This is a genomic window from Planococcus liqunii (assembly GCF_030413595.1).
In the GTDB taxonomy this organism is placed as follows: domain Bacteria; phylum Bacillota; class Bacilli; order Bacillales_A; family Planococcaceae; genus Planococcus; species Planococcus liqunii.
The window spans coordinates 3,139,599-3,153,688 of sequence record NZ_CP129238.1 but is presented as its reverse complement, the minus strand read 5'-3'; the positions used below and the strand labels follow the sequence as shown (position 1 = coordinate 3,153,688).

The 14,090-nt window shown below is 45.4% G+C and carries 16 protein-coding genes; all 16 read left to right on the top strand.

The window, feature by feature from the left end:
- Nucleotides 1–214 precede the first annotated feature (214 nt).
- Nucleotides 215–1,288, top strand: a complete 1,074-nt coding sequence (prfA, locus tag QWY22_RS15580; RefSeq protein WP_300981746.1) for a peptide chain release factor 1 — start codon at nt 215–217, stop codon at nt 1,286–1,288.
- The gene (gene prmC / locus QWY22_RS15575) at nt 1,281–2,138 is read left to right on the top strand and encodes a peptide chain release factor N(5)-glutamine methyltransferase (RefSeq protein ID WP_300981745.1); all 858 of its coding nucleotides are present in this window, start codon (nt 1,281–1,283) and stop codon (nt 2,136–2,138) included. Before prfA ends, prmC begins: the two co-directional genes overlap by 8 nt.
- Before the next feature lie 90 nt (nt 2,139–2,228).
- Nucleotides 2,229–3,221 (top strand): L-threonylcarbamoyladenylate synthase, encoded by a 993-nt coding sequence (locus tag QWY22_RS15570; protein WP_300981744.1) that lies wholly within the window; start codon nt 2,229–2,231, stop codon nt 3,219–3,221.
- 24 nt (nt 3,222–3,245) lie between these two features.
- Entirely contained in the window at nt 3,246–3,698 is a 453-nt protein-coding gene (locus QWY22_RS15565) for a low molecular weight protein arginine phosphatase (protein ID WP_300981743.1), read from the top strand.
- Between the two features lie 179 nt (nt 3,699–3,877).
- Entirely contained in the window at nt 3,878–4,315 is a 438-nt protein-coding gene (gene rpiB, locus QWY22_RS15560) for a ribose 5-phosphate isomerase B (RefSeq protein ID WP_300981741.1), read from the top strand.
- 17 nt (nt 4,316–4,332) lie between these two features.
- Nucleotides 4,333–4,917: a TIGR01440 family protein gene (locus QWY22_RS15555; protein ID WP_300981739.1), complete on the top strand. Its 585-nt coding sequence runs from the start codon at nt 4,333–4,335 to the stop codon at nt 4,915–4,917.
- A complete protein-coding gene (glyA, locus tag QWY22_RS15550; RefSeq protein ID WP_300981738.1) occupies nt 4,904–6,139 on the top strand; it encodes a serine hydroxymethyltransferase in 1,236 nt (411 codons plus the stop codon). Before QWY22_RS15555 ends, glyA begins: the two co-directional genes overlap by 14 nt.
- Before the next feature lie 168 nt (nt 6,140–6,307).
- Nucleotides 6,308–8,476, top strand: a complete 2,169-nt coding sequence (locus tag QWY22_RS15545) for a sensor domain-containing phosphodiesterase (RefSeq protein ID WP_300981736.1) — start codon at nt 6,308–6,310, stop codon at nt 8,474–8,476.
- Nucleotides 8,477–8,614: 138 nt separating this feature from the next.
- Nucleotides 8,615–9,244 (top strand): uracil phosphoribosyltransferase, encoded by a 630-nt coding sequence (upp, locus tag QWY22_RS15540; RefSeq protein WP_036809789.1) that lies wholly within the window; start codon nt 8,615–8,617, stop codon nt 9,242–9,244.
- A 457-nt stretch (nt 9,245–9,701) separates the two neighbouring features.
- A complete protein-coding gene (locus QWY22_RS15535; RefSeq protein WP_036809794.1) occupies nt 9,702–9,923 on the top strand; it encodes an AtpZ/AtpI family protein in 222 nt (73 codons plus the stop codon).
- Between the two features lie 3 nt (nt 9,924–9,926).
- Complete coding sequence (locus QWY22_RS15530; protein WP_300981735.1) at nt 9,927–10,298, top strand: ATP synthase subunit I; 372 nt, start codon at nt 9,927–9,929, stop codon at nt 10,296–10,298.
- A 27-nt stretch (nt 10,299–10,325) separates the two neighbouring features.
- Complete coding sequence (gene atpB, locus QWY22_RS15525) at nt 10,326–11,036, top strand: F0F1 ATP synthase subunit A (protein ID WP_300981734.1); 711 nt, start codon at nt 10,326–10,328, stop codon at nt 11,034–11,036.
- A gap of 60 nt (nt 11,037–11,096) precedes the next feature.
- Nucleotides 11,097–11,321, top strand: a complete 225-nt coding sequence (atpE, locus tag QWY22_RS15520) for a F0F1 ATP synthase subunit C (RefSeq protein ID WP_006829234.1) — start codon at nt 11,097–11,099, stop codon at nt 11,319–11,321.
- A gap of 164 nt (nt 11,322–11,485) precedes the next feature.
- Complete coding sequence (gene atpF / locus QWY22_RS15515) at nt 11,486–12,007, top strand: F0F1 ATP synthase subunit B (RefSeq protein ID WP_300981733.1); 522 nt, start codon at nt 11,486–11,488, stop codon at nt 12,005–12,007.
- Nucleotides 12,004–12,534, top strand: a complete 531-nt coding sequence (locus tag QWY22_RS15510) for a F0F1 ATP synthase subunit delta (protein ID WP_300981732.1) — start codon at nt 12,004–12,006, stop codon at nt 12,532–12,534. Before atpF ends, QWY22_RS15510 begins: the two co-directional genes overlap by 4 nt.
- A gap of 28 nt (nt 12,535–12,562) precedes the next feature.
- Nucleotides 12,563–14,071, top strand: coding sequence for a F0F1 ATP synthase subunit alpha (atpA, locus tag QWY22_RS15505; protein WP_300981731.1), 1,509 nt, complete (start codon nt 12,563–12,565; stop codon nt 14,069–14,071).
- Nucleotides 14,072–14,090 lie beyond the last annotated feature (19 nt).

Sequence of the window (14,090 nt, the reverse complement as noted above, 5' to 3'; positions counted from 1 at the left end):
TAATGATTATTCACTTAGATATGGAGCAAAACAGCGGAGACGCCTGCGGGAATAGCTCGGCGCAAGCCCGCGGCCTTAAAACATGTGCTCCTGCAGCGCTGGGCGCTTCGTCGCAAAGCTAATGACCTTGCAAGCTGCGTCCATTAGCTTCGCAACTGTTTTGCGGAATATCGACAATTCTATAAAAGAAACCAGAAACAGAGGTGATTTGGAAATGTTTGATCGATTGCAAGCTGTCGAAGATCGCTATGACCGTTTAAACGAACTGTTGAGCGATCCTGAAATTGTCAGCGATACGAATAAATTAAGAGAGTATTCAAAAGAACAATCGGATTTGCAGGAAACGGTAGAAGCTTACCGCGAGTATAAGGATTTGACCCAGCAGCTGGAAGGCGCCAAAGCGATGTTTGACGAGAAATTGGATCCGGAAATGCGCGAGATGGTTAAAGAAGAAGTTGGCGAACTGGAAGCGCAAGTGAAGGAAGTGGAAGAACGCCTCCACATTTTATTGATTCCGAAAGATCCGAACGATGACAAAAACGTCATCATGGAAATCCGCGGGGCAGCAGGCGGAGACGAAGCGGCCTTGTTTGCCGGAGACCTTTACCGCATGTACAGCCGCTACGCGGAATCGAACGGCTGGAAAGTTTCCATCATGGATTCCAACCCGACAGGCCTGGGCGGGTTTAAGGAACTGGTGGTCATGATTACCGGGAAAGGTGCGTATTCCAAATTGAAATACGAAAACGGTGCACACCGTGTCCAGCGTGTACCGGAAACCGAATCTGGCGGCCGCATCCATACATCAACAGCTACCGTGGCTTGTTTGCCGGAAGTGGAAGAAGTGGAAGTGGAAATCCATGACAATGATATCCGTGTGGATACCTATGCGTCTTCAGGTGCAGGCGGGCAATCCGTTAACACGACAATGTCAGCGGTACGCTTAACGCATATCCCGACAAATACGGTTGTTACCTGCCAAGATGAAAAATCACAGATTAAAAACAAAGCAAGTGCAATGAAAGTGCTTCGTGCCCGTGTTTATGATAAATTCCAGCAGGAAGCACAAGCAGAATATGACGCAGTCCGCAAATCGGCAGTCGGAACCGGGGATCGTTCAGAACGGATTCGCACATATAATTTCCCGCAAAACCGCGTAACGGACCACCGCATTGGTTTGACCATCCAAAAGCTGGACCAGATTATGCAAGGCAAAATGGATGAAATCATTGAAGCATTGGTTGTGGAAGAGCAGTCTGCAAGAATGGAAAGTTTAAACAATGACTAAAAGCAGACGACTTTTTGAGGCCCTTAACGGGGCTTCTTCTTTTTTAAAAAGCAAAGGGCGGGAAGAAGCCGTGGCACGCATCCTGCTGCAGCATGAACTTGGCTTATCGCATGCCGGGCTTTTGTCCGCGATGCGCGATGAAATAGACGAAGCAGCATTTAAGCGCTTTTGGAGCAAGGTCGAGCAGCATGCTGCAGGCGTCCCGGTCCAGCATTTGACCGGAACCGAAGAATTTTATGGAAGAACTTTTGAGGTCAATGAAGACGTACTGATCCCGCGGCCCGAAACCGAAGAATTAGTAGAAGAGACCTTGAAATTGGCAGCTGAGCTGTTTCCGGCTAACAATCCTTCGATTGCCGACATTGGGACTGGCAGCGGCATTATTGCCATTACCATGAAATGTGAACTCCCAGGTTCCCGAGTAACGGCTACAGACATATCGGAAAAAGCACTGGCTATGGCTAAACGGAATGCGCAACAGCTTGGTGCAGAAGTGAGCTTTCAGCTGGGGGATCTGGCTGATCCAATCTGCGATCGGAAATGGGATATCGTATTATCGAACCCGCCGTATATCGCTCATGAAGAAGCCGGCGATTTGGCGGATACCGTCCATGACCATGAGCCGCACAGCGCGTTGTTTGCGGACAATAATGGTTTGGCACTATATGAAAAAATGGCAGAACAATTGCCGCCTTTGCTGAATAAACCCGGAATCATCGGTTTTGAAATCGGTTATCAACAGGGTGCGGCAGTAGAAAGTTTGTTAAAAACAGCTTTTCCGAACGGCAAGGTGTATATTAAAAAAGATATCAACAGCAACGACCGTATGGTTTTTTGCATTATCCGCTAAGTTGTTAACACTTTTCCGATTCAATATTTTGATTTATACACAATTTGTGGATAAATTTATATGAAACCAGTAAAAATAGGAGATGTTCACATGGAAACGGAAATTATTCTTGTGGATAAAAATGTGAATAAAGAAGAAAGTTATTCACAAGCTGTGGAAATCCTTCGAAATGAAGGCCTTGTCGCTTTTCCGACAGAAACGGTTTACGGCTTAGGCGCTGATGCCACAAATCCACAAGCCGTTGAAAAGATTTTTGAGGCAAAAGGCCGGCCGGCGGATAATCCGCTGATTGTCCATGTCGATTCGAAAGAAAGTGCATTGGAATGGGTGCAAAACGTTCCGGAAAAAGCACTTCAGTGCATGGATGCTTTTTGGCCAGGTGCATTGACTTTGATCATGAAGTCCAAGCCGGATGCTTTCGCTGCAAATGTTACGGCAGGCTTGTCTACAGTTGGGATTCGTGTTCCGAACCATCCCGTTGCGTTAAACTTGCTGAGACGGGTGAAATTGCCGATTGCTGCACCCAGCGCGAACACCAGCGGCAAACCGAGCCCGACGCGTGCAGAACATGTTTACCACGATATGGAAGGCATTATTCCCCTTATTCTTGATGGAGGGGCGACTGCCATCGGCATTGAATCAACGGTTTTGGATATGACGTGCGAGCCGCCTGTTATTTTGCGGCCTGGAAACATCACAAAAGAGGACCTTGAACAAGTGATCGGCACGGTGCGCCTTTCTTCTGATATCCAAGGCAACGCACCGAAGTCGCCTGGGATGAAATACATGCATTATGCTCCTGAAGCTCCGGTGTATTTGATTGAAAACAATCAGGCTTTGGTAGAGAAAGCAATTGAACATGTACAAAAAGACGGCAAGAAAGTGGCGGTTTTAAGCACTGCTGAATTTCCGTTGGCCGATTATTATTTTCGGTTGTCTGCCGAAACCCTATACGATAGTTTGCGAAAATGCGACCGCACGGATGTGGACCTGATTCTGGCTACGGTATCTCCGGCTCCGAAGCGGAATGTAGCCATGATGAACAGATTGGAAAAAGCAGCTGACCATAAATGGTTTAGCTAATCTATTCTTAAGGTGGGGGATACGATGAAGATTTTCTTTGTATGTACAGGCAATACGTGCCGCAGCCCGATGGCAGAAGCGATTTTGACGGCGAAAGAGCTGCCGGGCGTTGAAGTCCGTTCCGCCGGTATCTTTGCAGGCGAAGCGCCTTTATCTGCAAACGCCCAGACCGTTTTGGACGGGGCAGGGATTTCTTTTGAGCACACTTCAAAACAGCTTTTGCCAAAAGATATGGAATGGGCAACACTCATTTTGACCATGACGAATTCACATAAACAATTGTTGCTGCAGCACTACCCGGCCTTTGCCGGCAAACTCTACACGCTGAAAGAATTTGCGAGCGGAACAGCAGCAGATGTCAGCGACCCATATGGAGGTTCACTGTCCACATACCAGCAGACCTTCAATGAACTGAAAACATTGATCGACCGGGTCGTGGATAAGCTCACCGAAGAAGAATTGACAGAAAAGAACTGACTGATTGAAAGAAAGCCGTTTGCGCAGATGCAAATGGCTTTTTCTTTGCCGATTTCGCCATAAAACCAACTTAACAGCGGGTTTGTAGGATTTTTGGGTTTTTGATGTTAGAATGAAAGAAAAGTGAAGATTGCATTTTAGCGGTTTTCACTTCAACAGAAAAGAAAAGAGGGCTATTCATGAAAATTGCTATATCATCTGACCACGGCGGGAACAATCTCCGCAAAGAAATCGTGAATTTATTGAACGAAATGGGAATAGAGTATCAGGATTTCGGACCGCATACAGACGACTCCGTCGACTATCCGGACTATGCAAAACCGGTAGCGGAGGCCGTAGCAAAAGGTGAATTTGACCGCGGAATTCTGATTTGCGGAACTGGTATCGGCATGTCGATTGCGGCAAACAAAGTAAAAGGCATCCGTTGTGCATTGGTGCATGATGTATTCAGCGCCAAAGCGACAAGAGGCCATAACAATTCGAATGTCTTAGCGATGGGGGAACGCGTTATCGGGCCTGGTTTGGCACGCGAGATTGCCCGCACTTGGCTGACAGAAGAATTTGAAGGCGGCAGACACCAGACGCGCGTCCAAAAAGTAACAGACCTCGAACAATAATAAAAGGAGTGGTCGATATGCAAACATTGTGGCAGCTTCAGCTGGAAGAGACGTTAAGTGAATTGGAGCAACAGATTCAATTTAGAAAAGGTCAAGTGTTTGTGGTCGGCTGCTCCACTTCGGAAGTGGCAGGGAAACGGATTGGTACAGGCGGCACTTTGGATATTGCGGAAGATTTATACGAACCGCTCCAAAATTTTGCTGAGCGACACCGGATTTACCTCGCTTTTCAAGGCTGCGAACACATCAACCGTGCATTGACGATTGAACGCGAAGCAGCGGAAAAGTATGGATGGGAGCCGGTAACCGTTGTCCCGATGCCTAAAGCCGGCGGCTCGATGAGTGCGTTTGCTTATACAGCGATGAACGATCCAGTCGTGGTTGAAGAAGTTCAGGCGCATGCCGGAATCGACATCGGACAGACCATGATTGGCATGCATTTAAAAAGAGTCGCCGTTCCACTGCGAACTTCTGTTAAACTAGTAGGTGAAGCGATTGTGTCAGCTGCAACTACCCGGCCGAAGTTGATTGGCGGAGAACGCGCAAGGTACGATCGTGAGCTTGTCCAATTACAGGAGGGATACACAGATGGAATTGATTAAAACGCAGGACCCGGCAGTTTACGAAGCAATGAATGCAGAGAAAGAACGTCAGGAAGCGAACATAGAACTAATTGCTTCTGAAAACTTTGTATCACAAGCAGTAATGGAGGCTCAGGGTTCAGTCCTTACAAACAAGTATGCTGAGGGGTACCCGGGCAAACGCTATTATGGTGGATGCGAGTTTGTAGACGTTGTTGAAAACATTGCACGTGACCGCCTGAAAGAAATTTTTGGTGCTGAACATGCAAACGTTCAGCCGCACTCCGGATCACAGGCAAATATGGCCGTATACACAGCAGTCCTTGAAAAAGGCGACACAATCCTAGGGATGAACTTGAACCATGGCGGACATTTGACGCATGGCAGCAAGGTCAACTTCAGTGGAATGCAGTATAACTTCGTTGAGTACGGAGTTAATGAAGAAACACAATTAATCGATTACGAAACGGTGCGTGCAGCAGCGCTTGAACATAAACCGAAAATGATCGTAGCGGGAACCAGCGCCTATTCACGCGTTTTGGATTTCGCGAAATTCCGTGAAATTGCCGATGAAATTGGTGCTTACTTGTTGGTGGACATGGCCCATATTGCAGGCTTGGTTGCAGTTGGTGCACATCCGAACCCAGTGCCTCACGCTCATTTCGTAACTTCAACCACACACAAAACGCTTCGCGGACCACGCGGCGGCTTGATCCTTTGCAAAGAAGAATTCGCGAAGAAAATCGATAAAACGATTTTCCCTGGAATTCAAGGCGGTCCGCTTATGCATGTTATAGCAGGTAAAGCAGTAGCGTTCGGAGAAGCACAAAAGCCCGAATTCAAAACTTATATCGAACAAGTGGTTAAAAATGCACAAGCGCTTGCAGAAGGCTTAAAGTCAGAAGGCGTTGACATCGTTTCCGGAGGAACAGACAACCACCTAATGCTTATCGACCTTCGTTCATTGAATTTGACAGGGAAAGTGGCGGAGCATGTGCTTGACGAAGTGGGAATCACGACAAATAAAAACACCATTCCATTTGATCCGCAAAGCCCGTTTGTCACTTCAGGAATCCGTCTTGGAACACCTGCCGTCACTTCGCGCGGATTTAAAGAACCGGAAATGAAAGAAATTGCTTCCATCATGGCGTTGCTGTTGAAAAACCCGGAAGATGAAGCAGTGAAAAAAGAAGCTACAGAACGGACGGCTAAGCTAACAGCTAGTTTTCCATTGTACAAATAAGGGAATACAGCTGCCAAAGATTTAATTCAGGCAGCTGTTTTTTTCACCCTTATACATAACGAAGAGATTCAATGGGAAGGGGAGGACTTTAACCCCTTGATTAACAATCGAACAAATCAAAATTTTACTGACCGTTAAAGCGGGATAAAGCTTATGGGGGATTTGCGTATGCCAATACAACAAATAACAAAAGAAAAGCGCATCGTCATGGATTGGCTGCGCCGTCTTGGAGTTGAATTTCAAACAGGGTTTGTCGTATTAAACCATGACGCCCCGGACACCCCAATCATTTACGCCAACCGCGCCTTTTGTGAGATGAGCGGTTTTTCAGAAGAAGAGATCATCGGAAACAACGGGAGATTTATGCATGGATCAAAAACGGATAAAGAAGTGGTGCGAAATATCCGGGAATGCATCGATTCTGAGACCGCTTGTACATACGAATTAATCAACTACCGCAAAGATGGTACTCCTTTTTGGAACGAAATTACCGTCCAGCCCATTAACGTCCGAAAAAACGCCGGGGCATATACATTAATGCTTCAACGGGACATTACGGACCGGAAACAGACGGAATCACTGATTAAGCTTCAGCAGGAAACGTACAACGATATTGAAAAAGGCTATATGCTAAGCGTCCTTTTGCAAAAAGCCTGTACCATGGTTGAATCATTCTTTCCGGATGATGCGAAATGCACCGTTATGCTGGTGGATGAGAACGGCCGCTTCCGCATAGGCGCAGGAAGTTCGATGCCAAAGAAGTTTTATGAAACGGTGGATGGCATTTTAGTAGAAGAAACGGGCGGCACGTGCGGTGCAGCCTATCACCGGAAAGCGCCGGTGATTGTTGAAAACATGCTGACCGATCCGCTTTGGGACGGCTACCAGGAGCTGGTGAAAAGCATGAACTTCGTGTCGAGTTGGTCCGTTCCAATTTTTGATATGGATGGCATTCCGAGCGGCACTTTTGGCATTTATTTTGAAAAGCCGATGTTGCCGACCGGAAAACAAATGGCCTTTATCGAACAGATTGCCCCAATTGTTTCGTTGACGATGAAGTATTTTCATCAGCAAACGAAAATACTGGAATTGGCTTATGTGGATAAAGAAACCGAATTGCCAAACCGCAACTACTTTATGAATGAAGTAAAAGATATGCTGTCCGAGCATAAGGAAGGCTTTATCGCTTTTATTTCTGCGGATGAGTATGTAAAAGTGGTGGATCAGTACGGACACCGGGCAGGGGACTCCTTGATCCGGGAAATGGGGAAACGCTTTTTGCGTTCGAAACTGCCTGCTGATCATTTGATTGCCCGTTTTTCCGACTCGACAATTGCCCTGTTTTGTTTAACGCCGCTGGTTAAAGTGCCTGATTATTTAGAGGTGCTTTCCCAAATTGATCCGATTACCATCGAAGACATGGAGTTGTTTTTGACCATGAAGATGGGAATTGCGCTAATTACGCCAAACCAGCAGGAACCAAATGAATTGATCCGCCATGCAGACAGCGCACTTTCCAAAGCAAAACTGCGTGCGGGGGAATCCATCTGTTATTACGAAAATGAACACGATGAATCGATGATGAAGGATTTGCGGATTGCCAATGAACTGACAGCGGCTTTAAGACGGGAAGAAATAGATGTCTATTTGCAGCCGAAAGTGGAACTGGCGACCGGCAAAATTATGAGCTTTGAAGCTTTGGCGCGATGGAACTCACCGGAGCTTGGCACCATAGCGCCGGATGTTTTTATTCCCGTCGCTGAAAAGAACGGCAAAATCCGTATGCTGGAGCAAAGCCTGCTGAAGCGCGTTCTAAGCTGGCTGAAAACTCGGCAGGACAAAGGCTTGGAACTGAGCCAAGTGGCAATCAATGTGTCAACGGATCACTTTTTCCATCATTCTTTTATTCCTTATTTGGTCGACCAGACGGCTGAATACGGCATCGAACCGAAATGGATTCAGCTGGAAATCACGGAACGCATTGGATTTGTCGATATTGAAACAGCTTATAAAGTGTTTAAGCAGCTGCTCAACTACGGTTTTGCCAGCTCAATCGATGATTTTGGCACGGGCTACTCGTCATTGAGCTATTTGCAGAAATTGCCGGTGACGGAAATAAAAATCGACCGTTCCTTCATTAATAATATGCATGAACAGCAAACACTCGCGATTGTCCGGACCATTATCCAACTGGCTGAAAACTTGGGGATGCGCGTAGTAGCAGAAGGCGTGGAAACCGAAGAGCAGAAGAGAATGCTTCTTGCTTTAGGGTGCCGCATCGGACAAGGCTATTTTTATTACCGGCCGATGTCGCTTGATGAAGCTAATTTGCTGTAAACCGGATCCTTAAGGGTCCGGTTTTTTATTTCCCGGGAAATAAAAAAACTGAAAAGTCGCAATGCGATAGTGAACCCCTGCCGGCAGAAAAATTCTGTTATACTATTTTAGATGACTTTTGAAAAGGAGAGGTGCAACGTGGGAAAAGTATATGTATTTGATCATCCGCTGATTCAGCATAAATTGACGTACATTCGCGACAAATCAACGGGAACAAAAGAATTCCGGGAATTGGTCGATGAAATTGCAACGTTAATGGCCTTTGAAATCACGAGAGATCTGCCGTTAAAAGAAATCGAAGTAGAAACGCCGGTCCAACTGGCGACTTCAAAAGTGCTTGCAGGCAAGAAATTGGGGATTGTCCCTATTTTACGCGCCGGCATTGGCATGGTTGATGGAATTTTAAAATTGATTCCAGCAGCAAAAGTGGGGCATATCGGGTTGTACCGTGATCCTGAAACTTTGCAGCCGGTTGAATACTACTTGAAATTGCCGTCCGATGTACAAGAACGTGAATTTATCGTTGTCGATCCAATGCTTGCTACAGGGGGATCAGCCATCGAAGCTGTCAACTCACTGAAAAAGCGTGGAGCAACAAAAATCCGTTTCATGTGCATTATTGCAGCACCGGAAGGCGTAGAAGCATTCCAGGAAGCGCATCCGGACGTAGACGTTTACATTGCAGCATTGGATGAGAAACTGAATGACCACGGTTATATCGTTCCTGGCCTCGGTGATGCGGGAGACCGTCTATTCGGAACAAAATAATGAATGAATATGAGCATCGGAAGCCCCTCTGTAAGTTTTAATTAACTAGAAGAGGGGCATAACGCTAAAGTTTAGTGAAGAAAAGTACAAGTACCGATTTAATAGTTAGTGGCTAAAACTATGCTGTTAATTTGGACTAGGATGTATAGACTGAATAATTTAGGTTAGAGCGAAACACTCAGTCGTAGGGTCTGCTTTTTCAAAATACTTTTTTTGAATATAGATTTCTAAAAACAAAGGACATTTTCTTGGAAATTTGTCAACAATATGACAGATGGAAAATCGCTTGTGAACAATTTCACTTCTAGGAATTGACATGATTTTACCCCTATTGTATGCTTACAAAGGGTATGCATGAGAAGGTTTTCATACATAGAAGATGTTGTTCTGAAAGCCTGATGCGACTGCTCTTTTCAAGGGTAAAATGTCAAATCAAACGAAATTCGAGGGGTTTATCATGCGCCCAACAAAAAGTCCCTTACAAGCGATGGTTCTTTACAGTTCCATCCTCTCGCAACTTGTCGGGTCCGTGCTCATCGGTCTTTTCACAGGTATGTGGCTCGATGAACGATTCGGAACCGCGCCGCTTTTCTTGATCATCGGCCTATTTGCAGGATTAGCCATCGGTATATGGGCGATGCTTCAAACTATTCGAAAATTCGACTCGGGAGACCCGTAAAAAATGGATGGACTTAGGGAAATTTATACAAGACTTAAAAAGATGATGTACTTCATCCTGGCGGCATTCGTTATTGGTTGGGGGTTTACCTCTTATCAAGAAGTTTTCGCTGGTTTGATCATCGGTTCCCTGTTCGGCATTTACAATATGTGGATTCTGGTTCGACGGATGGAAGGATTTGACCGGGCGGTGGCAGAAGGCTCGAAGGTTCGTTCCCTAGGAACGGCATTACGGTTTGCATCAGGTGTTGCAGCGGTAGCGATAGCAATTCTTTTCGCTGACTACGTTCACTTGGTCAGTACGGTAATTGGGTTGATGATCCCGTATGTTCTGTTGTTGGCAGAACGGATTGTTTATCATGTGAAACACCATTAATAAAGTGGAAAGAGAGGTGAAACTATCGTGGAACATACCGCTCCAATGTTAAAAGTATTTGGGATTTGGTTTAACTTGTCAAACGTAATGATGCTTCTTGTAGCCGCTCTTATCGTTTTCCTAATTGCATTTATCTCTACCCGGAACCTGAAGCTAAAACCAACAGGTATGCAAAACTTCATGGAATGGGTAATGGATTTTGTTAAAGGCCTCATCAAGAGCAACATGGACTGGAGAGACGGCGGACGATTCCACGTTCTTGGAATTACGCTGATCATGTTCATTTTCGTATCGAATATGCTCGGGTTGCCTTTTGCAATAGTTGTCAACGGAGATCTTTGGTGGAAATCACCAACTGCTGATCCGACGGTGACGATGACATTGGCCGCTACAGTTATTATTCTGAGCCATTATTATGGCATCAGATTGAAAGGGTTGGGACAATACAGTGCAGGCTATTTAAAGCCGATGCCGTTCTTGTTCCCGCTTAAGATCATTGAAGAATTCGCAAATACGCTGACACTCGGTCTGCGTCTTTACGGTAACATCTATGCAGGTGAAATCTTGCTTACTTTGTTGGCAGGGCTTGCATCAGCAAGTGCTTTCGGATTTGTAGCCGCCATCCTACCGATGATGGCATGGCAAGGATTCTCGATCTTTATCGGTGCAATCCAAGCGTTTATTTTCGTTATGTTAACGATGGTTTATTTATCGCACAAAGTTGCCGACGACCATTGAGTATAAATTGCTCGTATTGAGCAAAAAAAAAAACAATTATCCTGAGGAGGACATTTTACAATGACAGGTTCATTAGGTTTATTAGCAGCAGCAATCGCAGTAGGTTTAGCAGCACTAGGCGCAGGTATTGGTAACGGTCTTATCGTTTCTAAAACAGTTGAAGGTATCGCTCGCCAGCCAGAAGCTCGTGGCGTTCTACAAACAACTATGTTCATTGGGGTAGCATTGGTTGAAGCATTGCCAATCATCGCGGTAGTAATCGCATTCATCGTAATGAACCAATAGTCTGTATTTCTCATACATTAAACAGGATGGCGGGAATGCTTCGGCATAATTTTCGCCATTTATGTTTGTATGACCCTTTGATTTTGGAAAACCATTCTTTTGCATAAAAAGATCTTACTATAGAAGAAACTGAATTTTAGGCTCTTGAAGGGAGTGAAACAATCGTGTTTTTTGATCACCTCGTACTCGGTGCAACCGGGGAATTTTTAAACATCGGAGATATCTTGGCAACACTCGTTATTTTCATTTTATTGATGTTGCTATTGAAAAAATTCGCATGGGGTCCTTTGATGGGCGTAATGCAACAGCGTGAAGACTTGATCGCAAGCGAAATCGAAACAGCTGAAAACAGCCGTCAAGAATCGCATAAATTGCTTGAAGAACAGCGCAGCTTATTGAAAGAAGCGCGTACTCAAGCGCAAGAAATCGTAGAAACTGCCAAAAAACAAGGCGAAGTTTCGCGTCAGGATATCATCGCAACAGCGCGTACTGAAGCTAGCCGCATGAAAGATTCGGCAGTCCAGGAAATCGCGAACGAGCGGGAAAAAGCTGTAGCAGCAGTACGCGAAGAAGTTGTCGCGTTGTCTATGCTTGCAGCATCTAAAGTACTGAACAAAGAAATCAGCGAAGAAGACAACCGTCAGTTGATTAACGAAACGATTGCGAAGGCAGGCGACATACAATGAGCCAAGCTTCAGAACGTTATGCATTAGCTTTGTTCCAAATTGCAAACAAGCATGATGCTTCAGAAGAAGTGGAAGCGGATTTGCGTGAAGTAAAAAAAGTGTTTGTGGATAACCCGGTTTTGCTAAACCTTTTAGGTTCGCCTAAATTATCTGCAGAAAAAAGAAAAAATGCTATTTCAGCACTTTTTGCCCAAGGAAATGAGTATGTCGTCAACACATTGCAGTTGCTGGCAGAACGCAGACGCTTGGAAGAAGTGGCAGATGTAGTAGACCATTATATTTCCTTGACCAATGAAGCCAAAGGAATTGAAGATGCAAAAGTGTATTCGGTAAGTCCATTGACTGAAGAAGAACGTGCATCCATTTCTTCAACATTTGCCAAGAAAATCGGCAAACAATCTTTGCGAATTGAAAACATTATCGATCCTTCCCTAATTGGCGGATTGCGTCTTCAAATCGGAAACCGCATTTATGACAGCAGCATTTCTTCTAAATTGGAGCGTTTGCAGCGTCAATTGATCGGTTAATTTATGAAATTATGAGAGGGTGACACACATGAGCATCAAAGCTGAAGAAATCAGTGTCCTGATTAAACAGCAGATTGAAAGCTATCAATCTGAATTGAAAGTTGACGATATCGGTACAGTAATCACCGTTGGTGACGGTATCGCTCGTGTTCATGGCCTCGACAACGTCATGGCTGGAGAACTAATTGAGTTCTCAACTGGTGTAATGGGTATGGCACAAAACTTGGAAGCCAACAACGTTGGTATCATCATCCTTGGGCCATTCGCAGACATCAAAGAAGGCGATGAAGTACGTCGAACTGGCCGTATCATGGAAGTGCCAGTAGGACCAGAACTAATCGGACGCGTAGTAAACCCACTTGGACAGCCAGTTGATGGTTTGGGTCCAATCAACACAACTAAAACTCGTCCAATCGAAAGCCCTGCACAAGGGGTTATGGCCCGTAAATCGGTTCATGAACCGCTTCAAACAGGGATCAAAGCGATTGACGCTCTAGTGCCGATCGGCCGTGGACAGCGTGAATTGATCATCGGTGACCGCCAGACAGGTAAAACGTCTGTAGCGATCGATACGATCTTGAACCAAGCTGACCAAGACATGATCTGTATCTATGTTGCAATCGGGCAAAAAGAATCTACTGTACGTAACGTAGTAGAAACTTTCCGCAAAAACGGAGCTCTTGATTACACGATCGTTGTAACAGCTTCTGCTTCACAGCCAGCTCCACTATTGTACTTGGCTCCTTATGCAGGTATCACAATGGCAGAGGAATTCATGTTTGACGGCAAACATGTATTGATCGTCTATGATGATTTGACTAAACAAGCATCTGCTTACCGCGAACTTTCACTATTGCTTCGTCGTCCTCCAGGCCGTGAAGCTTATCCAGGGGATGTTTTCTACTTGCACTCACGGTTATTGGAACGTGCTGCGAAATTGAACGAATCCCTAGGGGCCGGCTCAATTACAGCTCTTCCATTCGTTGAAACGCAAGCGGGCGACATTTCTGCTTACATTCCAACTAACGTTATTTCGATCACTGACGGACAAATCTTCCTTCAGTCGGATCTATTCTTCTCCGGTGTACGTCCGGCAATCAACGCGGGTCTTTCTGTATCACGTGTAGGTGGTTCAGCACAGATCAAGGCAATGAAAAAAGTTGCAGGTACGTTGCGTCTTGACTTGGCTGCTTTCCGTGAACTTGAGTCATTCTCTCAGTTCGGTTCAGACCTGGATGCTGCTACTGCAGCTAAACTTGAGCGCGGGAAACGTACGGTTGAAGTATTGAAACAAGACCTGAACAACCCGATTAAAGTTGAAAAACAAGTTGTTATTTTCTATGCGTTGACTCGCGGATTCCTTGATGACATTGCGATTCAAGACATTCAGCGTTTCGAAGCGGAATTGACAAGCTGGCTGGATTCCAACCACACAGAAATTTTGGATACTATTCGCAAAACACAAGGTTTGCCTTCTGACGAAGCATTTGGAGCAGCAATCAACGAATTCAAACGCACATTCGCTAAATCAGAATAAGAACTTCGTTCGAAATAGA

What these genes read in the sequence shown, in the direction of transcription:
- prfA (WP_300981746.1), top strand. Translation starts at nt 215, where the DNA reads ATGTTTGATCGATTGCAAGCTGTCGAAGATCGCTATGACCGTTTAAAC.
- prmC (WP_300981745.1), top strand. Translation starts at nt 1,281, where the DNA reads ATGACTAAAAGCAGACGACTTTTTGAGGCCCTTAACGGGGCTTCTTCT.
- QWY22_RS15570 (WP_300981744.1), top strand. Translation starts at nt 2,229, where the DNA reads ATGGAAACGGAAATTATTCTTGTGGATAAAAATGTGAATAAAGAAGAA.
- QWY22_RS15565 (WP_300981743.1), top strand. Translation starts at nt 3,246, where the DNA reads ATGAAGATTTTCTTTGTATGTACAGGCAATACGTGCCGCAGCCCGATG.
- rpiB (WP_300981741.1), top strand. Translation starts at nt 3,878, where the DNA reads ATGAAAATTGCTATATCATCTGACCACGGCGGGAACAATCTCCGCAAA.
- QWY22_RS15555 (WP_300981739.1), top strand. Translation starts at nt 4,333, where the DNA reads ATGCAAACATTGTGGCAGCTTCAGCTGGAAGAGACGTTAAGTGAATTG.
- glyA (WP_300981738.1), top strand. Translation starts at nt 4,904, where the DNA reads ATGGAATTGATTAAAACGCAGGACCCGGCAGTTTACGAAGCAATGAAT.
- QWY22_RS15545 (WP_300981736.1), top strand. Translation starts at nt 6,308, where the DNA reads ATGCCAATACAACAAATAACAAAAGAAAAGCGCATCGTCATGGATTGG.
- QWY22_RS15535 (WP_036809794.1), top strand. Translation starts at nt 9,702, where the DNA reads ATGCGCCCAACAAAAAGTCCCTTACAAGCGATGGTTCTTTACAGTTCC.
- QWY22_RS15530 (WP_300981735.1), top strand. Translation starts at nt 9,927, where the DNA reads ATGGATGGACTTAGGGAAATTTATACAAGACTTAAAAAGATGATGTAC.
- atpE (WP_006829234.1), top strand. Translation starts at nt 11,097, where the DNA reads ATGACAGGTTCATTAGGTTTATTAGCAGCAGCAATCGCAGTAGGTTTA.
- QWY22_RS15510 (WP_300981732.1), top strand. Translation starts at nt 12,004, where the DNA reads ATGAGCCAAGCTTCAGAACGTTATGCATTAGCTTTGTTCCAAATTGCA.
- atpA (WP_300981731.1), top strand. Translation starts at nt 12,563, where the DNA reads ATGAGCATCAAAGCTGAAGAAATCAGTGTCCTGATTAAACAGCAGATT.